Annotated in this window: 26 protein-coding genes; 10 read left to right on the plus strand and 16 right to left on the minus strand. The window is 71.7% G+C overall.

Annotated elements, in window-relative coordinates:
• Positions 1–3 precede the first annotated feature (3 nt).
• The 10 genes from ACI2L1_RS11215 to ACI2L1_RS11260 form a co-directional block, all read right to left on the minus strand.
• On the minus strand, positions 4–339 hold the full coding sequence (locus ACI2L1_RS11215; RefSeq protein ID WP_404739055.1) for an Lsr2 family protein: 336 nt from the start codon (positions 337–339) through the stop codon (positions 4–6).
• Between the two features lie 222 nt (positions 340–561).
• A complete protein-coding gene (locus ACI2L1_RS11220; protein WP_404739056.1) occupies positions 562–1,110 on the minus strand; it encodes an amino-acid N-acetyltransferase in 549 nt (182 codons plus the stop codon).
• A 9-nt stretch (positions 1,111–1,119) separates the two neighbouring features.
• Complete coding sequence (locus ACI2L1_RS11225; RefSeq protein WP_404739264.1) at positions 1,120–1,488, minus strand: BlaI/MecI/CopY family transcriptional regulator; 369 nt, start codon at positions 1,486–1,488, stop codon at positions 1,120–1,122.
• A gap of 165 nt (positions 1,489–1,653) precedes the next feature.
• Positions 1,654–1,830, minus strand: coding sequence for a hypothetical protein (locus ACI2L1_RS11230; RefSeq protein WP_404739057.1), 177 nt, complete (start codon positions 1,828–1,830; stop codon positions 1,654–1,656).
• Positions 1,831–1,889: 59 nt separating this feature from the next.
• Positions 1,890–2,570, minus strand: coding sequence for a hypothetical protein (locus ACI2L1_RS11235; RefSeq protein WP_404739265.1), 681 nt, complete (start codon positions 2,568–2,570; stop codon positions 1,890–1,892).
• 658 nt (positions 2,571–3,228) lie between these two features.
• A complete protein-coding gene (locus ACI2L1_RS11240; protein WP_404739058.1) occupies positions 3,229–4,026 on the minus strand; it encodes a type III pantothenate kinase in 798 nt (265 codons plus the stop codon).
• A gap of 5 nt (positions 4,027–4,031) precedes the next feature.
• Complete coding sequence (gene nadC / locus ACI2L1_RS11245; RefSeq protein WP_404739059.1) at positions 4,032–5,012, minus strand: carboxylating nicotinate-nucleotide diphosphorylase; 981 nt, start codon at positions 5,010–5,012, stop codon at positions 4,032–4,034.
• A 5-nt stretch (positions 5,013–5,017) separates the two neighbouring features.
• The gene (locus ACI2L1_RS11250) at positions 5,018–6,733 is read right to left on the minus strand and encodes an L-aspartate oxidase (RefSeq protein WP_404739060.1); all 1,716 of its coding nucleotides are present in this window, start codon (positions 6,731–6,733) and stop codon (positions 5,018–5,020) included.
• The gene (panC, locus tag ACI2L1_RS11255; RefSeq protein ID WP_404739061.1) at positions 6,730–7,722 is read right to left on the minus strand and encodes a pantoate--beta-alanine ligase; all 993 of its coding nucleotides are present in this window, start codon (positions 7,720–7,722) and stop codon (positions 6,730–6,732) included. The genes ACI2L1_RS11250 and panC overlap by 4 nt, the downstream gene beginning before the upstream one ends.
• Positions 7,719–8,648 carry a Rossmann-like and DUF2520 domain-containing protein gene (locus tag ACI2L1_RS11260; protein ID WP_404739062.1) on the minus strand — a complete coding sequence of 310 codons (930 nt, stop codon included), beginning with the start codon at positions 8,646–8,648 and terminating at the stop codon, positions 7,719–7,721. Before ACI2L1_RS11260 ends, panC begins: the two co-directional genes overlap by 4 nt.
• A 171-nt stretch (positions 8,649–8,819) precedes the next feature.
• On the opposite strand from ACI2L1_RS11260, the gene ACI2L1_RS11265 reads away from it, so the two are divergent.
• Positions 8,820–10,031, plus strand: coding sequence for a threonine aldolase family protein (locus ACI2L1_RS11265; RefSeq protein ID WP_404739063.1), 1,212 nt, complete (start codon positions 8,820–8,822; stop codon positions 10,029–10,031).
• A gap of 128 nt (positions 10,032–10,159) precedes the next feature.
• Here the strand turns inward: ACI2L1_RS11265 and ACI2L1_RS11270 are convergent, their stop codons facing one another.
• Together ACI2L1_RS11270 and ACI2L1_RS11275 are read right to left on the minus strand one after the other, a co-directional pair.
• Positions 10,160–10,831, minus strand: a complete 672-nt coding sequence (locus ACI2L1_RS11270; RefSeq protein ID WP_404739064.1) for a response regulator — start codon at positions 10,829–10,831, stop codon at positions 10,160–10,162.
• Positions 10,832–10,924: 93 nt separating this feature from the next.
• The gene (locus tag ACI2L1_RS11275; RefSeq protein ID WP_404739065.1) at positions 10,925–12,127 is read right to left on the minus strand and encodes a sensor histidine kinase; all 1,203 of its coding nucleotides are present in this window, start codon (positions 12,125–12,127) and stop codon (positions 10,925–10,927) included.
• A 118-nt stretch (positions 12,128–12,245) separates the two neighbouring features.
• On the opposite strand from ACI2L1_RS11275, the gene ACI2L1_RS11280 reads away from it, so the two are divergent.
• Positions 12,246–13,304, plus strand: a complete 1,059-nt coding sequence (locus ACI2L1_RS11280) for an SAM-dependent methyltransferase (RefSeq protein WP_404739066.1) — start codon at positions 12,246–12,248, stop codon at positions 13,302–13,304.
• Here the strand turns inward: ACI2L1_RS11280 and ACI2L1_RS11285 are convergent.
• On the minus strand, positions 13,269–14,420 hold the full coding sequence (locus ACI2L1_RS11285; protein ID WP_404739067.1) for an NADH-quinone oxidoreductase subunit D: 1,152 nt from the start codon (positions 14,418–14,420) through the stop codon (positions 13,269–13,271). The two genes, ACI2L1_RS11280 and ACI2L1_RS11285, sit on opposite strands and share 36 nt — an antisense overlap.
• Positions 14,421–14,451: 31 nt before the next feature.
• On the opposite strand from ACI2L1_RS11285, the gene ACI2L1_RS11290 reads away from it, so the two are divergent.
• A complete protein-coding gene (locus tag ACI2L1_RS11290; protein ID WP_404739068.1) occupies positions 14,452–14,955 on the plus strand; it encodes a PH domain-containing protein in 504 nt (167 codons plus the stop codon).
• Positions 14,952–16,295, plus strand: coding sequence for a PH domain-containing protein (locus ACI2L1_RS11295; RefSeq protein ID WP_404739069.1), 1,344 nt, complete (start codon positions 14,952–14,954; stop codon positions 16,293–16,295). Before ACI2L1_RS11290 ends, ACI2L1_RS11295 begins: the two co-directional genes overlap by 4 nt.
• 30 nt (positions 16,296–16,325) lie before the next feature.
• On the opposite strand, the gene ACI2L1_RS11300 is transcribed toward ACI2L1_RS11295, so the two are convergent.
• Entirely contained in the window at positions 16,326–17,609 is a 1,284-nt protein-coding gene (locus ACI2L1_RS11300; RefSeq protein WP_404739070.1) for a hypothetical protein, read from the minus strand.
• 133 nt (positions 17,610–17,742) lie between these two features.
• Entirely contained in the window at positions 17,743–18,870 is a 1,128-nt protein-coding gene (locus ACI2L1_RS11305; RefSeq protein ID WP_404739071.1) for an alpha/beta hydrolase, read from the minus strand.
• Positions 18,871–19,042: 172 nt separating this feature from the next.
• On the opposite strand from ACI2L1_RS11305, the gene ACI2L1_RS11310 reads away from it, so the two are divergent.
• From ACI2L1_RS11310 to ACI2L1_RS11335, 6 genes are all read left to right on the plus strand, one after another.
• Positions 19,043–20,854, plus strand: a complete 1,812-nt coding sequence (locus ACI2L1_RS11310; protein WP_404739072.1) for a phosphatidylglycerol lysyltransferase domain-containing protein — start codon at positions 19,043–19,045, stop codon at positions 20,852–20,854.
• A 71-nt stretch (positions 20,855–20,925) separates the two neighbouring features.
• Positions 20,926–21,786, plus strand: coding sequence for a dihydropteroate synthase (folP, locus tag ACI2L1_RS11315; protein ID WP_404739073.1), 861 nt, complete (start codon positions 20,926–20,928; stop codon positions 21,784–21,786).
• Positions 21,783–22,286, plus strand: a complete 504-nt coding sequence (locus ACI2L1_RS11320; protein WP_404739074.1) for a nuclear transport factor 2 family protein — start codon at positions 21,783–21,785, stop codon at positions 22,284–22,286. Before folP ends, ACI2L1_RS11320 begins: the two co-directional genes overlap by 4 nt.
• A gap of 236 nt (positions 22,287–22,522) precedes the next feature.
• Positions 22,523–22,882 carry a dihydroneopterin aldolase gene (gene folB, locus ACI2L1_RS11325; protein WP_404739075.1) on the plus strand — a complete coding sequence of 120 codons (360 nt, stop codon included), beginning with the start codon at positions 22,523–22,525 and terminating at the stop codon, positions 22,880–22,882.
• Positions 22,879–23,490: a 2-amino-4-hydroxy-6-hydroxymethyldihydropteridine diphosphokinase gene (gene folK / locus ACI2L1_RS11330; RefSeq protein ID WP_404739076.1), complete on the plus strand. Its 612-nt coding sequence runs from the start codon at positions 22,879–22,881 to the stop codon at positions 23,488–23,490. The genes folB and folK overlap by 4 nt, the downstream gene beginning before the upstream one ends.
• A 69-nt stretch (positions 23,491–23,559) precedes the next feature.
• Positions 23,560–24,045: a DUF3180 domain-containing protein gene (locus ACI2L1_RS11335; RefSeq protein ID WP_404739077.1), complete on the plus strand. Its 486-nt coding sequence runs from the start codon at positions 23,560–23,562 to the stop codon at positions 24,043–24,045.
• A gap of 22 nt (positions 24,046–24,067) precedes the next feature.
• Here ACI2L1_RS11335 and folE read toward each other — a convergent pair whose 3' ends face one another.
• Complete coding sequence (folE, locus tag ACI2L1_RS11340) at positions 24,068–24,673, minus strand: GTP cyclohydrolase I FolE (protein WP_404739078.1); 606 nt, start codon at positions 24,671–24,673, stop codon at positions 24,068–24,070.
• Positions 24,674–24,743: the final 70 nt, after the last annotated feature.

Genomic DNA, 24,743 nt, shown 5'->3' on the forward strand with positions numbered 1-24,743 from the left:
CGATCAGGCGTTGGCCTTCTCGTAGGCCTCGCGAATGCTTGCCGGAACACGGCCGCGGTCATTGACCTCGTATCCGTTCTCCTTTGCCCAGGCACGGATCTGAGCGGTGTCCTGGCCACCGCCGGAAGCCGCCCGCGCCTTTCCACGCCCGCCCGAAGCACGGCCTCCGGTACGGCGACCACCCTTCACGTAGGCGTCGAGAAGGCCACGGAGCTTGTCCGCATTGGCGGTCGTGAGATCGATCTCGTACGTCTTGCCGTCCAACGCGAACGTGACGGTCTCGTCCGCCTCGCCACCGTCGAGGTCGTCGACAAGAAGGACCTGAACCTTCTGTGCCACGGGATTTCCTTTCATCCAATACTTGAGGGCCGGGGGTCTGCGGCGTTCGCCGTTTCGCCGTCCCCTGTTATATGCAGTACTGCAGTACGTCGGAAAGCAAACCGCTTTTGCTGAGAAAACACAAACCCCCGGGAGAGACCGACAGGGGCCGCCCGGCCCGGAAACATACGCGTTTCGGACATAGGGAACCTGGGCAGGACCGATCGCCTGAATCCTTGGCGATCACAGATGCAGAAGCATCCGGCTGTTGCCCAAGGTGTTCGGTTTCACTCGTTCGAGACCGAGGAACTCGGCCACGCCTTCGTCATAGGAACGCAGTAGCTCCGCGTAGACATCGGTGTCAACGGGTGTCTCACCGATCTCGACGAAGCCGTGCTTGCCGAAGAAGTCCACTTCGAAGGTGAGACAGAAAACGCGACGAACGCCGAGCCAGCGGGCGGTCTGCAACAACTTCTCCAGCAACTGATGCCCGACCCCGGCACCCTTCAGGCCTGGCTTCACCGCGAGAGTGCGCACTTCCGCGAGGTCTTCCCACATCACATGCAGGGCACCGAAGCCGACCAGCTCGGCGTTGTCGTCGCGCTCGGCGACCCAGAACTCCTGGATGTCCTCGTAAAGCGTCACCGTCGCTTTGTCGAGCAGGATGCGGTCGCGGACGTAGGAGTCAAGGAGCCGACGGATGCCGGCGACATCGCTGGTACGGGCCCGCCGGACGGTGATGGCTTTTGCGGTGGCTTCGGGGTTCTCGGCGGAGGGGCTCTTCGCGGACATGAGCGGACGCTATCGCCCGCCGTCCCGCGTTGCCGAGTCGGGGTTCTCCGCGGGCGGCCCCTGGACCATGCGTACGGCGTCCCGCAGCGCCAGCCGCTGTTCCTCGCTCATCATGCCGAAGAAGGCGACGAGAGCGGCGGCCGGGTTGTCACTCTGGGACCAGGCGTCGTTCATCAGTGCGGCGGCGTAGGCGGCCCGTGTGGAGACCGCCTCATATCGATAGGCCCGGCCTTCCGCCTCGCGGCGCACCCAGCCCTTCTGATGGAGATTGTCCAAAACGGTCATCACGGTGGTGTACGCGATGGACCGTTCCTGCTGAAGGTCTTCCAGGACTTCTCGAACGGTGACCGGGCGGTTCCACTTCCACACCCGCGTCATGACCGCGTCTTCGAGTTCTCCCAATGGGCGAGGCACAGCTCAGCACAATAGTGGGAGATCCGGCTATCGGCGTGACGGACGTGCTCTTTCAACACCAAACAGCAACAAAAAGGGCGTACGACTCGGAAAGCACGGTGGCTCGGAGAGTCGCACGCCGGGAGGGGCTCAGGCGTCGGAGCCGGAGGTCTGCTTGGTGCCCTCCGCGCGCGCGAGCGCGGCGTCGACGGCCGCGTCCTCCTTGGCCTTGTTCGCCCCGCCCTGGGTCTTCACGATCACCCGGATCACACCGATGAAGAACACGGCCATGACGACCGGGGGCACGAGCGCGGAGACGTAGTCCATACGTCCAGAGTAGCCACGGACAGCTGGACATCTCGGGCGGGGTGCGACCAACGGTGGGGTCAGCCCGCGGCCAGCTGCTGCGGCGGGTTCGCCGGGGGCGGCGCCGGTTTGCGGCGGGGGAAGACCTCGCCCGGGGTGGGGATGGGGCGGGAGGGCTTCGGGGCGGCGGGGGCGGGTTTCTCCGCCGGCTTCACGGGGGGCTTGGCCGGCTCCTTCCGCGGTTCCCGCTGCGGCTCCTTGGCGTCCAGCTCCGCCGGACACCTCTGGGCGGCCCCGGAAAGACCGCCGGAAAGTCCCCCAGGAAGCGCCAGGAGGCGCGTACGGGAGGCGGGGACCGTCGAGGTGGCCGGGGCGCGCCGGTCGGCCGTGGCGCCCGCGAGACGGGCCCGTACGTCCCGTTCGGCCAGCATCCGGCAGCGGATCAGCAACCTCGCCGCGACGGGATTGCCGCGCAGCGCCTGGAGCGCGGCGAGATCGTCGGGGTCGGGCTGGTACCCGGCACCCAGCGCCTCCTCCAGGAGCGCGAGATAGCCGGCGGCGGTGCCGGGCAGCGCGGCGCGGTACCGGCCGAGGTCGGCCACCAGGAAGGCGCGCAGCCGAGCGCCCTCACGTACCGCCTCGTCCAGGGACTCGGCGAGACGATGGCAGTCCTTGATGTCCTCGGCCGAGGCGGGGGCGGGGTGAAGGGCGAGGGCGAGAGCGCGGCGGAGCACACGCAGCTCCTCCACGCCGAACGCCATGCCGCCGCGGGATCCGTATGGCGTGGGCATGCGGCGACAGTACGCGCTAATCAGACAAACCCGTCATAGGGGACGGGTGTGGCGCGAGCAGGCCACCCACCCGGCCGCGCGCCACGCCCGGGCCGACGGGACGGCCGGGGAGTCCCATCGACGAGGGGTCCCGGCCCGCAGGAGGGGCGGGAAGCCCACAGGCGATGTGTTCCGACCCGCGCGACGGACGAAGAGTCTCACCAGCACCATGCCCCGGCCCCCGGGACGGGCAGCCACGCAGGCAGGCAGCTGCAACGGGGACGTGTCCCGACCTCCGAGACGAACAGGCGGCCCTAGCAGCGCAACGCCCCGGCCCCGAGACGGACAGGCAGCCCCGCCGGCGACGTGTCCCGACCCGCAGAATCCACGAGCAGTCCTACGAGCGCCACACCCCGGCCCCCCAGCACAGACAGGCCGCTCCACCGACAACGCGTCCCGACCCGCGAGACGAACAGGCAGCCCCACCAGTGCAAGGCCCCGGCCCCGGGACGTACAGGCGGCCCCACCAGCGCCACACCCCGGCCCGCGGAACCGGCAGGCAGCCCCGCCGGTGAAATCTCCGGGCCCACCGAGCCGGCGGGGCAGTCATGGCCGTGGCAGTTTCAGGGGCGCGGGGCCGACGGGGCGGTCACATCCGTGACACGTTCCGCTCGTAGACCAGACGCAGTCCCACCAGCGTCAGCCACGGCTCGTGCTCGTCGATCACCGACGACTCCCCCAGCACCATCGGCGCCAGCCCGCCCGTCGCGATCACCGTCACCTCGTCGGGGTCGTCCGCGAGCTCCCGGGCCATCCGGCTCACGACCCCGTCGACCTGTCCGGCGAACCCGTACACGATGCCGGACTGCATCGCCTCGACCGTGTTCTTCCCGATCACACTCCGCGGCCGGGCCACCTCGATCTTCCGCAGCTGCGCGCCCCGCACCCCGAGCGCCTCCACGGAGATCTCGATACCGGGCGCGATGACCCCGCCGACGTACTCCCCGCGCGCGGACACCGCGTCGAACGTCGTCGCCGTACCGAAGTCCACGACGATCGCGGGGCCGCCGAACAGCTCGACGGCCGCCACCGCGTTGATGATCCGGTCCGCACCGACCTCCTTGGGGTTGTCCGTGAGGATCGGCACCCCCGTCTTCACCCCCGGCTCGACGAGCACGGCCGGCACATCGCCGTAGTAGCGCCGCGTCACCTCACGCAGCTCGTGCAGCACGGACGGCACGGTCGCGCAGATGGCGATCCCGTCGATGCCGTCGCCCAGCTCGTCCCCGAGCAGCGGATGCATGCCCATCAGGCCCTGCAGCAGTACCGCCAGCTCATCCGCCGTGCGGCGCGCGTCCGTGGAGATCCGCCAGTGCTCGACGATGTCCTCGCCGTCGAACAACCCGAGGACGGTGTGCGTGTTTCCTACGTCGATCGTGAGGAGCATCGCGACTACTCCGCCTCACGCAGATCGAGGCCGATGTCGAGGATCGGCGAGGAGTGGGTGAGCGCCCCCACGGCGAGGTAGTCGACGCCGGTGTCGGCGTACGCGCGCGCGGTGGCCAGCGTCAGCCGCCCGGAGGCCTCCAGCGCGGCCCGCCCGTGCACGAGCGCGACCGCCTCCTCGCACTCCCCGGGCGTGAAGTTGTCCAGCAGGATCAGGTCGGCGCCGGCGTCCACGACCTCGCGCAGCTGGTGCAGGGTGTCGACCTCGACCTCGATCGGCACGTCCGGGAATGCCTCCCGTACGGCCTTGAAGGCCTGCGCGACGCCACCTGCGGCGATCACGTGGTTGTCCTTCACCAGCGCCGCGTCGGACAGCGACATCCGGTGGTTGACCCCGCCCCCGCACCGCACCGCGAACTTCTCCAGCGACCTGAGCCCCGGAGTCGTCTTCCGCGTGTCACGCACGCGTGCCTTGGTGCCCTCCAGTACGTCCGCCCACGCGCGCGTGGCCGTCGCGATGCCGGAGAGCCGGCACAGCAGGTTCAGCGCACTGCGCTCGGCGGTGAGCAGGTCACGCGTGCGTGTGGTGACCGACAGAAGCTTCTGCCCGGCCTCCACCCGGTCGCCGTCCTCGACGTGCCGCTCGACCTCGAACTCGTCCTCGCAGACCACCGAGACGACCGCCTCGGCGACCCTGAGGCCGGCCACGACGCCCGCCTCGCGCGCGACGAAGTCCGCGGTGGCGACGGCGTCCTCGGAGATGGTCGCGACGGTTGTCACGTCCACACCGTGGTCGAGGTCCTCCTGGATGGCCACGTTGGCGATGTCCTCGACCTCGACGGGGTCGAGCCCGGCGTCGGCCAGGAGCTGCGCGAGCGCGGGGTCGAGCCCGCACTCCAGGTAGTGCTCGTCGCCGGCGTCCGCGCCGCAGGCACAGCCGTCGCCGCAGCCTCCGGACGGGGCGAGGGGAAGGTCGTCGGTGCTCACTGGTGTCACTGCTCCTGAAGGGGCTGCCGGGTCGGGGGGAAGTCTGCGGCATCGGTGGTGTGTACGGCGAGGGTCCGGTCGGGATTCAGCCGTACGACGATGTGGCGGCGCCACGCCGAGTCGTCCCGGTCGGGCTCGTCCTCGCGCCAGTGGCAGCCCCGGGTCTCCTCGCGCAGCCGGGCCGCGGCGACCAGGACGCGGGACACACACAGGAGGTTGGTGGTCTCCCAGGTGTCGACGCCGGGTTCGGCCGTCTTGCCGTTCTCGTCGAGGGCGTCGCGCGCGTCGGCGTGCAGCTTGTGCAGCACCTCCGCCGCGCCGGCCAGGGACTCGGCCGAGCGCAGCACGCCCGCGCCCCGCGTCATGGTGCGCTGGATCGCGAACCGGGCCTCGGGCGCGAGCAGGGGGTGCGCCGGAGTCCGAGGATGCTCGACGGGTGCGGGCACGCGTGCCTGAAGGCCGTTGCCCGCGTGGCTCGCCGTGATGTCGGCGGCGATGCGCTCTGCGTAGACGAGGCCCTCAAGGAGGGAGTTGGAGGCGAGCCGGTTCGCGCCGTGGACGCCGGTGCAGGCGACCTCGCCGCACGCGTACAGGCCGGGGACGGTCGTACGGCCCCGGGAGTCGGTGCGGACGCCGCCGGAGGCGTAGTGGGCGGCGGGCGCGATGGGGACGGGCTCGGTGACCGGGTCGATGCCATGGGCGCGGCAGGCGGCGAGGATCGTCGGGAAGCGGTGCTCCCACATGTCGGCGCCGAAGTGCCGGGCGTCGAGGAACATGTGCTCGGCGTCCCGCTCCTGCATGCGGCGCGTGATGCCCTTGGCGACGATGTCCCGGGGCGCGAGCTCGGCCAGTTCGTGCTGCCCGACCATGAAGCGCACTCCGTCGGCGTCGACCAGGTGGGCGCCCTCGCCGCGCACCGCCTCGGAGACGAGCGGCTGCTGGCCCTCCGCGTCCGGGCCGAGGAACAGCACGGTGGGGTGGAACTGCACGAACTCCAGGTCGCTGACCTCGGCACCCGCGCGCAGGGCGAGCGCCACCCCGTCGCCGGTCGAGACGGACGGGTTGGTGGTCGCGGAGAACACCTGGCCCATGCCGCCGGTCGCGAGGACGACCGCGGGGGCGAGCACGGCGCCCACGCCGTCGTGCTGGCCCTCGCCCATGACGTGCAGGGTGACGCCTGCCGTACGACCGTCGGCGTCGGTCAGCAGGTCGAGCACGAGCGCGTTCTCGATCGTGCGCAAGCCACGCGCGCGTACGGCCTCGACGAGTGCCCGGGAGATCTCCGCACCGGTCGCGTCGCCGCCCGCGTGCGCGATGCGCCGGCGGTGGTGGCCGCCCTCGCGGGCGAGCTCCAGGTCGCCCGCTTCGGACGCGTCGAAGTGCGCGCCGGTCGCGATGAGCCGTCGTACGGCGTCCGGGCCCTCGGTGACCAGGATCCGGACGGCCTCCTCGTCGCACAGGCCCGCGCCCGCCACCAGGGTGTCGTCCAGGTGCTGTTCGGGGGTGTCGCCCTCACCGAGGGCCGCGGCGATGCCGCCCTGCGCCCAGCGGGTGGAGCCGTCGTCGAGGCGGGCCTTGGTGACGACGACGGTCCTGAGGCCCTCGGACTCGCAGCGCAGGGCCGCGGTGAGACCGGCGACCCCGGAGCCGACGACCACGACGTCCGCGGCGATGGACCACCCGGGCGCGGGCGCGTGCAGTCGTATGCCTGTGCTGGTCACGAGGCGGCTCCGAAGGTCAGGGGGATGTTGTCGATCAGCCGGGTCGTTCCCACCCGGGCGGCGACGGCGAGGACGGCCTCGCCGGTGAAGTCGTCGTCGATCTCGCCGAAGTCGGACGGGTCGACGAGCGCGAGGTAGTCCAGGGCGAGCGGCGGGTCCTGGCGGGCGGCGTCGTCGAGGATCAGGCGGGCGGCCGCGCGGACGGCCGAGGGGGCACCCGGCAGGGCCTTGGCGACGGCATGTGTGTCGGCGGCCGCGCGGGACTCGCCGAGGGCGCTGAGGGCCTCGGCGCGCGCGTGTGTGGCGGGCACTTCGCGGGCCCGCGCGCGCAGGGCCTCCTGTGCCGCGTGCCGGTCTCGGCCCGCGAACAGGGCGCGGGAGAGCGCGAGCGCCGTGCGCCGCTCGGCGGGCGAGAGATAGCGGTTGCGGCTGGACAGGGCCAGGCCGTCGTCCTCGCGCACGGTGGGCACGCCGAGGATCTCGACACCGAAGTTCAGGTCGCGCGCCATCCGACGGATCAGGGCGAGCTGCTGGGCGTCCTTCTGGCCGTAGAGGGCGATGTCGGGGCGGGTGAGGTGCAGCAGCTTGGCGACGACGGTGAGCATGCCGTCGAAGTGGCCGGGGCGCGAGGCGCCCTCAAGGCGCTCCCCCATCGGGCCCGCGCTGATGCGGACCTGGGGCTCGCCGCCCGGGTAGACCTCGTCGACGGAGGGCGCGAAGACGGCGTCGGCGCCGGAGTCCTGGGCGATCTTGAGGTCGGCGTCGAGCGTACGCGGGTAGCGGTCGAGGTCCTCGCCGGCGCCGAACTGGAGGGGGTTCACGAAGACGGTGACGACGACCTCGCCGTCCGGTCCGGCGATCTCGCGCGCCGTGCGGATCAGGGTGGCGTGGCCCTCGTGCAGGGCGCCCATGGTCATCACTACGGCCCGGCGGCCCGCACGCGCGCGTGCGTGCAGTTCGTCGGCGGTGCGCAGCAGGGTCGTGGTCATCGGGCCTCTCCCTCGGCGCCGTCGGTACCGCTCGCGAGTACCCCGAGGAGGTCCTCCGCCAGCTCCGGCTTCAGCAGTCCGTGGGCGAGCGCCCGGTCGGCGGTCGCGCGGGCCATCGCCAGATAGCCGGAGACGGTCTGGGGAGCGTGCTTGCGCAGTTCCGTGACGTGCGCGGCGACCGTGCCGGCGTCCCCGCGCGCGACGGGTCCGGTGAGGGCCGCGTCGCCGGAGCGCAGGGCGTTGTCGAGGGCTGCGCCGAGCAGTGGGCCGAGCATCCGGTCCGGGGCCTCGACGCCTGCCGAGCGCAGCAGTTCCATGGCCTGGGCGACCAGGGTGACCAGGTGGTTGGCGCCGAGGGCGAGGGCCGCGTGGTACAGCGGCCGCATCTCCTCGTCGATCCACTCGGGCTCGCCGCCCATCTCGATGACGAGGGCCTCGGCCGCCAGCCGCAGTTGCTCGGGGGCGGTGACGCCGAAGGAGCAGCCCGCGAGGCGCTGGACGTCCACGGGGGTGCCGGTGAAGGTCATCGCGGGGTGCAGGGCCAGTGGCAGCGCACCCGCGCGCAGGGCGGGGTCCAGGACCTTCGCGCCGTACCGCCCGGAGGTGTGCACGAGCAGCTGGCCCGGCCGCACGGCCCCGGTCTCGGCGAGACCCTCGACGAGACCGGGCAGGGTGTCGTCGGGGACGGTCAGCAGCACCAGATCGGCCCGCTGGAGCACGTCCGCGGGGGCGACGAGCGGCACGTCCGGGAGCATCAGCTCGGCCCGCCGCCGGGAGGCGTCGGAGACTCCGGAGACGGCCACCGGGCGGTGCCCGGCGAGTTGGAGGGACGCGGCGAGCGCGGGACCCACCCGGCCGGCGCCGACGACGCCGACGGTGAGCCGCGCGGGGCGGTCCTTGCTGTCTGGCTGTTGGGCTGTACTCACGCGACGGCGGCCTTCCCGTTCCAGTCCGCATCTGGGTACCGGACGATTTCTCGTCATGTTAACGCGATCGGTTCGAGGGGCGTTCGGCTGTCCACAGGCTGTGGGTTCCCATGGGCGGCGAGTGCGGAAATCGGCGTGCCCGTGCTCGGGGGTGCACGAGATGATCCGCGCATGACTGACGCAGCGGAGCGGAGCACCGGGCAGACGGCGGACGAGGGACGGCCGGAGCCGGTCACTGAGGCGGAACGGCTCCTGCGCCGCCGCAGACGGCGCATCACCGCGTATCAGGGCGCGGAGCGCACGCTGGCGCGCCTGGGGCTGCTGGCACCCCTCCGCGAGCGCCTCACGCTGCTCGACGGGGCGGACGCGCTGTACGACCTGGACGAGCCGGGCGACCTCTACGGGAACGGCATCGTCGAGGCCCTGGAGGAGAGGGTCGCCGGTCTCCTCGGCAAGGAGGCCGCCGCGTTCTTCCCGACCGGCACGATGGCCCAGCAGGTGGCGCTGCGCTGCTGGGCGGGCCGCACCGGCAACCCCACCGTCGCCCTGCACCCTCTGGCCCACCCCGAGGTGCACGAGCGCGACGCCTTCCGGGAGGTGTCCGGTCTGCGCCCGGTCCATGTGACGAACGAGCCCAGGCTGCCCACCGCCGACGAGATACGCGGCTTCGAGGAGCCCTTCGGCGCGCTGATGCTGGAGCTGCCCCTCAGGGACGCCGGTTATGTGCTGCCCACCTGGCAGGAGCTCACCGAGGTGGTGGAGGCGGCGCGCGAGCGTGACGCGGTGGTGCACTTCGATGGCGCGCGCCTGTGGGAGACCACCGTCCACTTCGGCCGCCCCCTGGACGAGATCGCGGACCTCGCGGACAGCGTCTACGTGTCGTTCTACAAGTCTTTGCAGGCCTTCGGCGGGGCCGCACTCGCCGGTCCGAAGACCCTCGTCGAGGAGGCGAAGACCTGGCGGCACCGGTACGGCGGCGCGGTCTTCCAGCAGTTCCCGACCGTCCTGTCGGCCCTCGCCGGACTGGAGCGGGAACTGCCCAGGCTGCCCGAATACGTGACCCACGCGCGCGTGGTGGCCGCCGCACTGCGCGAGGGGTTCACCGAGGCGGGGGTGCCGTGGGCGCGGGTCCATCCCGAGGTACCGCACACCTTCGACTTCCAGGTCTGGCTGCCGTACGGCGTCGACGAGCTCTCCGAGGCCGCGATCCGGCAGTCGGAGGAGACCAGGACGGCCCTGTTCACCAACCCCTGGGACGAGAAGGGCCCCGGCCTGGCCATGACCGAGGTCTACGTCCGTGCCGCGGCCCTGGAGTGGACGGCGGCGGACGTGAGGGCGGCGGCCGCGGACTTCGTCGCCCGGCTGGGGGAGGTCGCCGGCTAGGCGGTCAGGGGTCGGGGCGGAGCCGAACTGTCAGTGCCGGGGTGCACCATGAGGTCATGAGGGCGCGCGCCGCTCCAGTGCCCTCAGGTGCCCGGCCAGTCCTGGTGCCTGGCCGGGGACCCGGTGTCTCAGCCCTGCCCACCCGCCCGTACCAGCCCCGTCTCGTAGGCCAGCACCACCACCTGCACCCGGTCCCGGAGGCCGAGCTTGGTCAGGATGCGGCCGACATGAGTCTTCACCGTCGCCTCGGACAGGACGAGCCGGGCCGCGATCTCGCCGTTGGAAAGCCCCTGCGCGACGAGCATCATGACCTCGCGCTCGCGGTCGGTGAGCCGGTCCAGCTCCTTGTTCTGCGGCTCCATACCGGTGGCGGGCAGCATGGGCGCGAACCGGTCGAGCAGGCGCCGGGTGGTCGAGGGGGCGACCACGGCGTCGCCGCTGTGCACCGAGCGGATCGCGGCGAGCAGTTCGCCGGGCGGCACGTCCTTGAGCATGAAGCCGGAGGCGCCCGCCTTGAGGCCGGAGAAGGCGTACTCGTCGAGGTCGAAGGTGGTCAGGATGAGCACCTTGGGCGGGTCGGGCTCCGAGCAGATGCGCCGGGTGGTCTCCACGCCGTCGAGCTTCGGCATGCGGACGTCCATCAGGACGACGTCCACGGCGGTCGAGCGCAGCACCTGGAGGGCCTCCACACCGTCCCCCGCCTCCGCCACGACCTCCATGTCCGGCTGGGCGGCGAGCACCATCCGGAACCCGGTGCGCAGCAGCACCTGGTCGTCGACGAGCATCACGCGGATCGTCATCGGTCCTCTTCCGTTTCTCGGGGTCGTGCGGGGTGTGACGGTGTCGGGCGGTCAGGGGGCATGACAGGTGTCAACAGGGGGCGTGCGTCGGGGTCAGTGCGCTGGTTTGAGCGGCAGCAGCGCACTGATGCGGAATCCTCCGCCGGGGCGGGGGCCCGCGTCCAGGGTGCCGCCGACCATGCCGACCCGCTCGCGCATGCCGATCAGGCCGTGGCCCGCACCGTCGGCGCCGCCCTCCTCGTACAACTCGTGCGGGGCACCCTTGCCGTCGTCCTCGACGAGCAGACCGAGCCCGTCGTCGAAGTAGACCAGCCGCACGCTCGCCCCCGCGTTGGGTCCGCCGTGCTTGCGCGTGTTGGTGAGCGCCTCCTGCACGATGCGGTACGCGGTCAGCTCGACGCCGCTGGGCAGCGGGCGCGGGGTGCCCTCGATCTTGAAGTCGACGGGGAGTCCGGAGCCGCGGCACTGCTCGACGAGGTCCTCGATCTGCTCGACGTCGGGCTGCGGGACGTACTCGCCGCCCTCCTGGTGCTCTCCGGTGCGCAGCACGCCCAGCAGGCGGCGCATCTCGGCGAGGGCCTGGCGGCCGGTGGAGGAGATGGTCTCCAGCGCCTTCTTCGCCTGGTCGGGCGCGGCGTCGAGGACATAGGCGGCGCCGTCGGCCTGGACGACCATGACCGACACGTTGTGCGCGACGACGTCGTGCAGCTCACGGGCGATCCGGGCGCGCTCGGCGGCGACGGCGACCTTCGCCTGGGCCTCGCGCTCCTTCTCCAGACGCGCGTTGCGCTCCTCCAGCTGCGCGAAGTAGGCGCGGCGGGTGCGGATCGAGTCGCCGAGCACCCAGGCCAGGGCGAACGGCACGGTCTGGAAGATCATGATCGCGACATTGCCGAGCGTGCTGGAGTTCTCGTTCGGCCAGCGCAGCTGCGCGACGGGGGCCGCGCACAGGCCGATCGTCAGCGCCAGCCGGGACGCCCAGCGGGAGGCCGTGGCGGCCACGGTGTAGACGATCACCAGGAAGGCGAAGTCGGCGGCCGTGGTCTCCACGTCCAGCGCGAGCTGCACCACACCGAGCCCGATGGCCAGCAGCAGCATCTTCTCCGGCATACGCCGACGCAACGCGATCACCAGGCACAACAGCAGGATGACCGGAACGATCGCGAAGGGGGACTCGGTCCCCTGGGACTCCCCTCGGGCGTTTTCGCTCGCGAGCGAGATCCCGAACAGGAAGACGGCCCAGAAGGCGTCGACCCCTGTCGGGTGCCTGCGGAGGAAGTCATAAAGGCGCTGCACGTAACCCAGCGTAGGGAAGCGTGATGTGTGCAGGGGTCAACCGGAGGACCGATCCGTACCGCCCGCGCGTACTCCCCAAGGTGGAGGGCCCGTTCCCCCGTGCGCCTAGCCTGACGGCGTGACCGATGACACGACGGACGGGCCGAGGGGCGGCTGGAGCGACTGGCGGGCCGCCGCCGAGGCCGCTCTCTACGGGCCTGAGGGCTTCTACCGCAGGCCGGAGGGGCCTGCCGGGCACTTCCGAACGTCCGTGCACGCCTCCCGGTTGTTCGCCGAGGCCGTGGCCCGGCTGCTGCGCCGCGTCGACGACGCGCTGGGACAGCCCGCACGGCTCGACTTCGTCGACATGGCCGCGGGGCGGGGCGAGCTGATCACCGGCGTGCTCGCCGTGCTGCCCTCCGACGTGGCCGCACGCACGCGCGCGTACGCCGTCGAACTCGCCGACCGCCCGGCCGGCCTCGCTCACCGGATCGAGTGGCGGCAGGAGCCCCCGAAGGGCGTCACCGGACTGCTGTTCGCCAACGAGTGGCTGGACAACGTGCCCGTGGAGGTCGCCGAGACGGACACCTCGGGCCTGCCGCGACGGGTTCTCGTACGACGGGACGGACGCGAGCGTCTCGGGGAACCGGTCGTCGGTCCGGAGGCCGACTGGCTCGGCCGGTGGTGGCGGCTGCCGCCCGAGGCAGGGCTGCGGGCCGAGATCGGCCTGCCCCGCGACCAGGCGTGGGCGTCCGCGGTCACGACGGTCGAGCGGGGCCTCGCGGTCGCCGTCGACTACGCGCACACGGCATCCTCGCGCCCCCCGTTCGGCACGCTCACCGGCTTCCGGGAGGGGCGCGAGACGGCACCGGTACCGGACGGCTCGTGCGACCTCACGGCGCATGTGGCGCTGGACGCGTGCATGGCCGCCTGCGCGCTGCCAGGAGGGCGTGTCCTGACCCAACGCGACGCGCTGCACGCCCTGGACATCGTGGGCGCACGCCCCCCGCTCGCCCTCGCTTCCACACAACCCGCTGAGTACGTACGCGCCCTCGCCCGCGCCGGAGAGGCCGCAGAGCTCACCGCCTCAGGCGGACTCGGCGACTTCGGCTGGCTGCTCCAGCCGGTGGGGATTCCGGACTCACCGGTGGGCCGCAGGGCCCTACTTGTCGATGTCCCCGACCACGAAGAACAGTGACCCCAGGATCGCCACCATGTCGGCCACCAGCGTGCCCGGCAGCAGTTCGACCAGCGCCTGGATGTTGTTGTACGAGGCCGAGCGCAGCTTCAGCCGGTACGGGGTCTTCTCGCCCTTGCTGACGAGGTAGTAGCCGTTGATGCCGAGCGGGTTCTCGGTCCACGCGTACGTGTGGCCCTCGGGTGCTTTAAGGACCTTCGGGAGCCGCTGGTTGATCGGCCCCGGCGGGAGCTGCGCGAGCCGGTCGAGGCAGGCGTCGGCGAGGTCGAGGGCGTTGTGGGTCTGCTCCAGGAGGACCTCGAAGCGGGCGAGGCAGTCGCCCTCCTGGCGGGTCACCACCTTCAGCGTGTCCTGGAGCTCGCCGTAGGCCAGGTACGGCTCGTCGCGGCGCAGGTCGAGGTCGACGCCCGAGGCGCGCGCGATGGGCCCGCTCACGCCGTACGCGTGCACGGTCCCCGGCGCGAGGACGCCCACGTCCCTCGTCCGCCCGCGGAAGATCTCGTTGCCGAGCACCAGGTCGTCGAAGCGGTCCATGCGCGAGCGCACGGCGGAGACAGCGGCACGCGCGCGTGAGCTCCAGCCGGCGGGCAGGTCCTCCTTGAGGCCGCCGACCCGGTTGAACATGTAGTGCATCCGGCCGCCGGAGACCTCCTCCATGACGTTCTGGAGGACCTCGCGCTCCCGGAAGGCGTAGAAAACCGGGGTGATGCCGCCGAGCTCCAGCGGGTACGAGCCCAGGAACATCAGGTGGTTCAGCACCCTGTTCAGCTCGGCGAGCAGCGTGCGCGTCCACACCGCCCTTTCCGGCACCTCCATGCCGAGCATGCGCTCGACGGCGAGCACCACGCCTAGCTCGTTGGAGAAGGCCGACAGCCAGTCGTGGCGGTTGGCCAGCATGATGATCTGGCGGTAGTCGCGCGCCTCGAAGAGCTTCTCCGCGCCCCGGTGCATATAGCCGATCACCGGCTCCGCGCTCATGATGCGCTCGCCGTCCAGGACCAGCTTCAGGCGCAGCACGCCGTGCGTGGACGGGTGCTGCGGTCCGATGTTGAGCACCATGTCGGTGCTCTCCGCGGCCCCGCCGATGCCGACCGTGGTCTCCGTCGTGGGAGTCATGGACACAGTCTCTCCTACGTACGCTGGCCCCATGGAGACGGGGAGCGGGCAGGACACAGGGGTCGCCGGGGACGAGCCGGTGTGGACCGGGCTGCCGCCGGGGCTGCTGCGGATGCGTCGGCTGCTGCTGGTGGTGTGGCTGGGACTGCTCGCCGTGGCCCTCGGGCTACTGCTCGGGCTGCTCTGCGGACCGGTCTGGGCGGCGTTCGCGCTGCTGCCGCTCGCCCTCATCGGGTGGGGCTGGGTGATGCTCGGCCGCAACTGGCGGTCCTGGCGCTACGCCGAGCGCGCCGACGACCTGCTGATCAGCCGGGGCGTGCTGTGGCGCGAGGAGACCGTCGTGCCGTACGGCCGCATGCAGCTGGTGGAGGTCACCTCCGGGCCCGTGGAGCGGCACTTCGGGCTCGCCAGCGTCCAGCTGCACACGGCGGCCGCGGCGACCGACGCGATCATCCCGGGCCTCGACCCGGCCGAGGCGGAACGACTGCGCGACCGGCTCACCGAACTCGGCGAGGCCCGATCGGCGGGCCTGTGACGACGCCGGGCGTCGACGACGCCGTACAGGGCAAGCCGGAGAAGGAACCCGTCGCCGAGCGGCGGCTGCATCCCATAACGCCGCTCAGGCGCGCGTGGGCGCCGGTCGCCGTGGTCATCGGGTGGGCCGTGCACGACCCCGACCAGGCGCAGCGCCAGCTGACGCGGCTGACGACCACCGCCCTGCTGATCGCGCTCGCCGTCATCATTCCGGCCGCCGCCCTGTACGGCTTTCTCACCTGGTGGTTCACCCACTTCGCGGTGACCGACACCGAACTGCGCATCCGGACCGGCCTGTTGTTCCGGCGCACCGCGCACATCCGGCTTGAGCGGATCCAGGCGATCGACGTCACGCAGCCGCTCCTTGCGCGCGTGGCGGGTGTCGCGAAGCTCAGGCTCGATGTCGTCGGCACCGACAAGAAGGACGAGCTGGCCTTCCTCGGGGAGCGCGAGGCGCGGGCGCTGCGCGCGGAACTCCTCGCGCGCGCCGCCGGGTTCGCGCCCGAGACCGCGCACGAGGTCGGCGAAGCCCCGGCGCGCGAACTGCTGCGCACGCCTCCGCGCGATCTCGCGCTTTCCCTTGTGCTCTCGGGCGCCACCTGGGGCAGCCTGGTCGCCGCCCTCGTCGTACCACCGCTGCTGTGGATGGCCACCCACAGCGCCTGGACGGTCCTCGCGACCGCACTGCCGCTCCTCGGCGCGGCGGGCGCGAGCAGCGTGGGACGGTTCGTCACGGAGTACGACTGGACGGTGGGCGAGTCTCCGGACGGGCTGCGCATCGACCACGGCCTGCTGGACCGCACGCACGAGACGGTGCCACCGGGACGCGTGCAGACCGTGCGGATCGTGGAGCCGTTGCTGTGGCGGCGGCGCGGCTGGGTGCGGGTCGAGCTGGACGTGGCCGGGTCGTCCAACTCCGTGCTGGTACCGGTCGCTCCGCGCGAGGTCGCCGAGGCGGTCGTCGCGCGCGTGCTGCCCGGCGTGACGGTTCCGCCCCTGTCGGCTCTGTCGAGGCCGCCGCGGCGGTCCCGGCGGTGCGTGCCCCTGTGGTGGCGCGGCTACGGACTCACCGTCACCGACGCGGTGTTCGCCGCGCGGCAGGGGCTGCTGCGGCGGAGCCTGGCGCTCGTACCGCACGCGAAGGTCCAGAGCGTACGGCTCGCGCAAGGACCCTGGGAGCGGCTGTGGCGGGTCGCCGACGTGCACGTGGACACGGGAGCGAACAAGACCGTCACAGCCCGCCTGAGGGACGCTCAGGAGGCCGCGGAGCTGCTCGGGGCGCAGGCGGAGAGGTCGCGTACGGGACGGAAAGGGGCACGGCCCGACCGTTGGATGGTCTGACCGTGCCCCGTTCGAGCACCTGTGCGTCCGTCAGGAGACCGCGCTGCGCAGTCCCTGCAGGTCGATCTGTTCCGTCTCGTCGTGGGCCGTCAGGTCGATGACCTGGCCGATGCCCCGCGACTCCTCGTCGGCCGGCTTGAACTCCGACTCCGACTCGGCCTTGTGCAGGGCGAGGGCCTCCTGGCCCACGACGTCGGCGAGGTCCTCGTTCTGCACGGCTTCCAGGGCGTCCTGCGAGGCCCCGGGCTTCGTGCCGAAGAAGTCGAACCCACCCTCGATCCGCTGGCGCCGCACGGGACCGGCGGGCACGACCGCCACCGCGGTCGGCGCGATGAAGTGCCCGGCGGGCTGCTGCGCCGGCTGGGCCGGTCTGGCCGTGATGGTGGCGGCCGCGCGCTCATGCCCGTCGACCGCCTCGGGCTTCCCCTGCGCCTCGTCCTCCTGCGCGGCCTCCGCCTCGGTGCCCACGGCATCCGCCGCGCCGGAACCGGCGTTCATCGGCTCGCTCTTGGGCTCGGCCGCGGAACTCCTGGGCTCGGCCATGGTCCCCGTCCTGACCCGAGCCTCGGCCTTGGCCCCGGCCTCCGTCCTGACAGCCCCGTCCCCGTCGCCGTCCCCGTCCCCGTCGCCGTCGCCGTCGCCGCCCTCGTCGAGCCGCTTCAGCGCCGCGTTCGCCCGCAAGAACAGCCGGGAACCCTCCGGCGAGAAGATCGCCGGCGGCTCCACCGCGGCTTCGGAGGCCTCTGAGGTCTCCGTGTCCGCGGTCTCCGCCGCGGCCTCGGTCTCCTCCTCGACCGCGGCAGCCACCGCCACGGCCTCCCCGTCGACCGGCTCCGCCGGAGGCAGCGCCCGCGCCGGGGCGGCTTCTATCTCCAGCAGCCGACGGCCCTCCAGGGCGCTGGCCCGCTCGGTCTCCGCCGTGGCGTACCGCCGCAGCAGCGCCGCGTGTTCGTTGCGCAGGCCCGCCAGCTCCGCGCGCTTGGCCCGCAGTCGCTGCTCCAGCTTGACGCGCAGCTCCCGCGACTCCTCGAGGTCGGTCTCGAGTTCGGCGGCACGCTCCTCGTGCCGCCACTCGTCGCTCGCCCGCGCGCGCGTGAGGTCGGCGACCTGTTTGCCCGCCTGCGCGTCCCAACGGCGCATGACCGCCGCCCCGACGACCGCGACCGCCGCGGCGAACGCGGCTATCACGCGCAGCACGGCCTGCTGCGAGAACACCCAGGGTCCGAAGGCGCAGACGAGAGAGACGCCTGCGATCGCCGACGGAGGCAGCAGCCTGTGCAGAGGCGGGGAATGGCGGTGACGTCCACGTGGCATGGCCAGAAACTTACCGCGCGTAGGTGAATCGTGGTGCCCCGCCCCGTAAAAACACAGCCATCCCGCAGCCTTCACACGACATCAGGAATCGGAACGGCCGCCGAATTCGGCGCATTGATCACTCATCGATCACTCATCGATCACTCAACCGCCCGCTGATCCACTGCAAGGTCGCCGGGATCTCCCGGCGCCAGGTGTTGAAGTTGTGCCCCCCGCTTTCCAGGATGATCGACGAGATACGTGTCGTTTCCGTGGCCTTCACCCGGTCTATGAACTTCAGCGTGTCCTTGTAGTTCGCCTCGCCCACCTTGCTGCTGCTGACGAGCAGTGAGGTGTCGGGCGGGGGCAGGTGCTTGAGGCACCACCACAGGTTCGCGCGGTCGCGCAGCGCCTTGTCGCCGTGGAAGAGATCGCCCGTGGTGGGGTCCACCGGCGCGTTGTAGTACGGGGACAGGCCCGCCCCGGCGGCGTACACCTTGGGGTGGTGCATGGCGAGCTTCAGCGCGCAGTAGCCGCCCGTGGAGTCCCCGATGATCCCCCAGCTTCCCGGTTCCCGGCCCACCCGGTAGTGCGCGGTCACCGCCTCGGGCAGATCCTTCGCAAAGAACGACTCGGTCCGCGGCCCGTCCGGGACATCCGCGCACTCCGTGTCCCGCGGCGGCGCGACCGTCGGCCGCAGCATCACCAGGATCATCGGCTCCATACGGCCGTCCTTGGTGAGTTGCAAGGCGGTGCGCGGGTAGTGGAGTTTGTCCACGAGCGCTCTCGCGGTGCCCGGATATCCGGTCAGGACGACGGCGGCGGGGAAGGTACGCGCGCGATAGCGGGCCTGGAAATACTCCGGGGGCAGATAGACGTACGCGGGCGAAGCGATGTGTGTCGTACGGCCGACGATGTCGACCTTCTGGATCTGCCCGACCGACGACGGCCGAAAGCCGCCCCTGCCGGGCACGTCCCCGATCGCGGTCACCCTCAGGGGCCCGCCCGCGCGGTCGGCCGGGTTGTGGTCGACCACCACACCCTGGTCGGTCTCCCGGCCCAGCAGATCCGCCCAGGAGGCGTAGAACCCGAAGGTCTGGTTGGCCGCGAGGCCCACCGACACGAAGAGCGAGAGCTGGGTCGCGAGCAGCAGCCCGACACGGCCGCTGACGGACCGCCAGCCACGCCGCGCGAGCCGCGGCCAGAGCCACACCGTGCCGGCGAACAGCGCCATCGCGGCCAGGACCGCCAGCACCAGCGTGTTGTTGCTCGTGAGACCCATTGCTTGCTTTCGCTTTCCTCGGCCTTTGAAACGGCTTTGAGGAGATGAGTGAACCTCTCCTCACGAGACACCGTCCTAGAGGGCGCAATGTCGCCGGATGCCCCAATCGGCTCCGGATCCAAGGTCACTCGCAGAACCACGGGATGCGATGTCTGTCAGGACAGATGAGGAAATGTCGGGCGGGGTTCCGATCCGATCAACACGGTTGCGGCGTGCACTGCACGGACCGCGCCCCGAGGCCGTCCCCGTCCTCGTCGCCAGAGCCTGCGCCCTCGTGGGTCTCCTGGACACCGCCGCCGGCGTCTTCCCACGCTTCCGGCACAGCCGTATGCACACCATGGCCGAGGTACTGCCCGGCGCGCTCGGTCCGTTCGCGGCCGCGCTCTCGCTCAGCACCGGCGTCCTGTTGCTGCTGCTCGCCCACGGCCTCAGGCGCCGCAAGCGCCGGGCCTGGCGGGCGGCCGTGGCACTGCTGCCGGCGGGGGCGCTGGCGCAGTTCACATACCGCCACTCGCTCCTCGGAGTGGCCATCTCGCTCGCCCTGCTCGCGCCGCTTCTGCGCCACCGCGACCAGTTCAAGGCACTGCCGGACCCGCGCAGCCGCTGGCGCGCGCTCGCCAACTTCGTCCTCATGGGCGCCGGTTCCCTCGTCCTCGGACTGATCATCGTCAGCGTCCACCCGAACCGCCTGGTCGGCGACCCGAGCCTGGCCGATCGCATTACGCACGTCCTGTACGGCCTCTTCGGCTTCGAGGGCCCCGTCGACTACCAGGGGGACACCTCGTGGACCGTCGGCGTCTCCCTGGGCGCCCTGGGCCTGCTCACCGCGATCACCACGATCTACCTCGCCTTCCGCCCCGAACACCCCGCCGCCCGCCTCACCGAGGACGACGAGTCCCGCCTGCGGGCCCTCCTCGTCAAGCACGGCAGCCGCGACTCCCTCGGCCACTTCGCGCTGCGCCGCGACAAGGCCGTCGTCTTCTCCCCCAGCGGCAAGGCGGCGGTGACCTACCGCGTCGTGTCCGGCGTGATGCTCGCCAGCGGCGACCCGATCGGCGACGTCGAGGCCTGGCCGGGCGCCATCGAGCGCTTCATGGACGAGGCCCAGGCCCACTCCTGGACCCCCGCCGTCATGGGCTGCTCGGAGACCGGCGGCGAGGTGTGGACCCGCGAGACCGGCCTGGACGCCCTCGAACTGGGCGACGAGGCGGTGGTGGACGTCGCGGATTTCTCCCTCGCCGGCCGTGCGATGCGCAACGTGCGCCAGATGGTCAAGCGCATCGAGCGCGCCGGTTACGAGACTCGGGTGCGGCGCGTCCGTGACCTCGGGGAGACCGAGCTGGAGCGCGTTCGGCAGGCCGCCGACGACTGGCGCGGCACGGACACCGAGCGCGGCTTCTCGATGGCCCTGGGCCGCATCGGCGACCTCTCCGACGGCGACTGCCTCATCGCCACCGCCCACAAGGCCGACGACCAGCCCGGCCCGTACGGCGACCTCAAGGCGATCCTGCACTTCGTGCCCTGGGGCACCGACGGGGCCTCCCTGGACCTGATGCGACGGGACCGCACGGCCGACCCCGGCATGAACGAACTGCTCATCGTCGCGGCCCTCCAGGCGGCCCCGAAGTTCGGCATCACGCGCGTGTCGCTGAACTTCGCCATGTTCCGCTCGGCGCTCGCGCGCGGCGAGAAGATCGGCGCGGGCCCTGTGCTGCGCGCCTGGCGCGGTCTGCTGGTCTTCCTGTCCCGCTGGTTCCAGATCGAGTCCCTGTACAAGTTCAACGCGAAGTTCCAGCCCCGCTGGGAGCCCCGCTTCGTCGTCTACCGGGCCTCCGGAGACCTTCCGCGCATCGGCTTCGCCGCCATGCAGGCGGAGGGCTTCGTCAACCTCGCACTCCCGCTGCCGCGCTTCCTGCGCCGCCGCTCGCACAGCGCACGCGCGTGTGCGCACGCGGTCGGCGAGCGGGACGTCAGAGCGGCGTGACCCAGGCCGCGCGGTCCGTGCCCCACAGGCCGCGCGGTCCCACGGATCCACGCTGGGCCTAGGCTGAACGCATGAGCAAGCAGAGCGGACGCGGGCGCGTCGCCGGCCTTCCGGAATGGGACCGCTGCGCGGTCATGGGGGTCGTGAACGTCACCCCCGACTCCTTCTCCGACGGCGGCCGCTGGTTCGACACGACGGCCGCCGTCAAGCACGGCCTCGCTCTCGTCGAGGAGGGCGCAGATTTGGTCGACGTCGGCGGCGAGTCCACCCGCCCCGGCGCCACCCGCGTCGACGAGGCCGAGGAGCTCCGGCGCGTCGTCCCCGTCGTCCGCGGACTCGCCTCCGAGGGCGTCGCCGTCTCCGTCGACACCATGCGCGCCTCCGTCGCCGCACAGGCCCTCGCCGCCGGCGCCGCCCTCGTCAACGACGTCAGCGGTGGCCTCGCCGACCCGGCGATGATCCCGGTCGTCGCCGACGCGGGCGCCCCCTTCGTCGTCATGCACTGGCGCGGCTTCCTGGAGGGCGGCAACGTCAGGGGCGTCTACGGCGACGTCGTCGCCGAGGTCCTGGACGAGCTCCGCGCGCGCGTGGACGCCGTCCTCACGGGCGGTGTCGCCCCCGACCGTGTCGTCGTCGACCCGGGTCTCGGCTTCTCCAAGGACGCCGAGCACGACCTGGTCCTCCTCTCCCACCTCGACCGTCTCCTCGGCCTCGGCCACCCCCTGCTCGTCGCCGCCTCCCGCAAGCGCTTCCTCGGCCGTGTCCTCGCCGGCCCGGAGGGCGCCCCGCCGCCCGCGCGCGAGCGCGACGCCGCCACGGCCGCCGTATCCGCCCTCGCGGCGCACGCCGGAGCATGGGCGGTACGCGTGCACGAGGTGCGTGCGACGGCGGACGCGGTACGGGTCGCCCGCGCCGTGGAAGGAGCCCGGTGAGCGCCCCGCACACGGACGTGGAGCAGGTGGAGGCCGCCAACACCTCCTTCTACGAGGCGCTGGAGCGCGGCGACTTCGAGGCACTGTCCTCGCTCTGGCTCACCCCGGCCGACCTGGGCGTCGACGAGGAGTACCACGACCCGGCCGACGTCGGCGTGGTCTCCTGCGTCCACCCCGGCTGGCCCGTGCTGACCGGACGCGGCGAGGTCCTCAGGTCGTACGCGCTGATCATGGCGAACACCGACTACATCCAGTTCTTCCTCACCGACGTGCATGTCTCCGTCACCGGCGACACCGCCCTGGTGACCTGCACCGAGAACATCCTCAGCGGCGGCCCCGCGCCCGAGGGCAGCGAGGAGCTGGGCCCGCTGGTCGGCCAGCTGGTGGTCGCCACGAACGTGTTCCGGCGCACCCCCGAGGGCTGGAGGATGTGGTCCCACCACGCCTCCCCGGTACTGGCCGAGAGCGACGAGGACGAGGACGAGGAGACGCCCTCGTAAGCCGTCAGGACCAGGAAGTGGTTGGAATCACGAACCCCTGGGTATGGGCGGCTACCAACCCGTGAGCCGCCGGGTTCCCCAGGGGAAACACAAGGTGAAACCTCCTGGGCCCGGCACGTGCCCGCGCCCCCGTGGCCCGGCTCTGTCAGTGCTCGCAGGTAGATTCGTTCGAGGCCGGTGTGCCGCCCGCACACGGCACGGACCGGCCGGCACCGACGATTGCAGGAGTGATTCGCGTGGATCGTGTCGCGCTGCGCGGCCTCAAGGCCCGCGGGCACCACGGCGTGTTCCCCAGGGAACGCGAGGAGGGCCAGACCTTCGTCGTGGACCTCGTCCTGGGCCTGGACACCCGGCCGGCCGCCGCCGCCGACGACCTGGCGAAGACCGTGCACTACGGCATCGTGGCCGAGGAGGTCGTGGCCGTCGTCGAGGGCGAGCCCGTCAACCTCATCGAAACTCTCGCCGAACGCATCGCCCAGGCCTGTCTGAAGCACGACGGGGTAGAGGAGGTCGAGGTCCGGGTCCACAAACCCGACGCACCGATCACCGTCCCGTTCGACGACGTGACCGTCACCATCACCCGGAGCCGAGCATGACCGCGTCCTTCACCGCGGGTCACAGCGACCCGACCGTACAGCCGGTACCCGCTTCCGTCGTGCAGCAGGTGGACGCCGCCGACACCACCCTGCACAACCCGAAACGGGCCGTGCTCTCCCTCGGCTCCAACCTCGGCAACCGCCTGGAGACCATCCAGGGGGCCATCGACGCTCTTGAGGACACCCCGGGCGTCCGCGTCAAGGCGGTCTCCCCCGTCTACGAGACCGAGCCGTGGGGCGTGGCGGCCGACAGCCAGCCGTCGTACTTCAACGCGGTCGTCGTGCTGAAGACCACGCTGCCCCCGTCCTCCCTGCTGGAGCGGGCGCACGCGATCGAGGAGGCCTTCAACCGGGTGCGGGACGAGCGCTGGGGCCCGCGCACCCTCGACGTCGACATCGTCGCGTACGCCGAGGTGGTCTCCGACGACCCGGTCCTCACCCTGCCCCACCCCCGCGCCCATGAGCGCGCCTTCGTCCTCGCCCCCTGGCACGACGTGGAGCCCGAGGCCCAGCTGCCCGGCCGCGGCCCGGTCGCCGAACTCCTCGGCACCGTCACCCGGGAGGGCGTGGAAGCCCGCAAGGACCTGGAACTCCAGCTGCCCGAATAGCCGTTAAGGTCAACACGACCACAGTCCGCGGGACAGCCCGAGGACCCCCGGGGGAGCTGAAGGAACACCGTGAGAGAGCTGCGCATCAGGCTGCTGGCCGGCGTCTTCGCCGTCGCCGGGGTCCTGTCCTGGGCGGGCGCCCGCCTGTGGAACTCGATCGGGACCCTGCCCAGCGTCCCGTTGGCCGCCCCCATCGTCCTCGCCCTGATCGCCGTGGTCCTCGTGGCCACGGCCCTCTCGATCCGTGCCCGTCTCAAGGCCCAGCGGGAGCGCAACCCGGAAGCGAAGGGCGTCGACCCCCTGATGGCCGCCCGCGCGGTCGTCTTCGGCCAGGCCAGCGCCCTGGTCGCCGCCCTGGTCTCCGGCATGTACGGCGGCACCGGCGTCTTCCTCCTGGAGTCCCTCGACATCCCCGCCCGCCGGGACCAGGCCATCTACGCCGGCTTCTCGGTCCTGGCCGGCATCGCGGTGATAGCGGCGGCCATCTTCCTGGAGCGCGTCTGCAAGCTCCCGGAGGACGACGACCGGAACACGGGGGCCACGTCGACCGCGTGAGGCTCCAAAGCCGACAGGCCGCTCAGCGGGCCATGATCAGGCTCATCGCCTCGTTGCGGGTCGCCGCGTCCCGCAGCTGACCCCGCACGGCGGAGGTGAGCGTCTTGGCACCGGGCTTGCGGATCCCCCGCATCGACATGCACATGTGCTCGCACTCCACGACGACGATGACGCCGCGCGGCTCCAGCATCTCCATCAGGGAGTCCGCGATCTGCGTGGTGAGCCGTTCCTGCACCTGCGGCCGGCGGGCGTAGACGTCCACGAGCCGGGCCAGCTTCGACAGCCCTGTGATCTTGCCGGTGGTGGCCGGGATGTACCCGACATGAGCGACACCCCGGAACGGCACCAGATGATGCTCACAGGTGCTGTACACCTCGATGTCCTTCACGAGCACCATCTCGTCGTGCCCCAGATCGAACGTCGTGGTCAGCACGTCCTCAGGCTTCTGCCACAGCCCCGCGAATATCTCCTTGTACGCCCGAGCCACCCGCGTCGGCGTCTCCCTCAGCCCCTCGCGGTCCGGGTCCTCTCCGACCGCGATCAGCAGCTCGCGTACGGCGTTCTCGGCGCGCTTCTCGTCGAACTCGCCGATGGAGCCCTCGCCGTACAGCGTCACGGGGTCGGTCATCTGGTGCCTCGTTCCTAGAGTCCTCACGGCCGAAAAACGCCGCGGCCCCCCAGGCTAAAACCTGGGGGGC

Origin of the sequence: Streptomyces sp. NPDC019531, from assembly GCF_044903305.1 — a bacterium.
Taxonomy (GTDB): Bacteria; Actinomycetota; Actinomycetes; order Streptomycetales; family Streptomycetaceae; genus Streptomyces.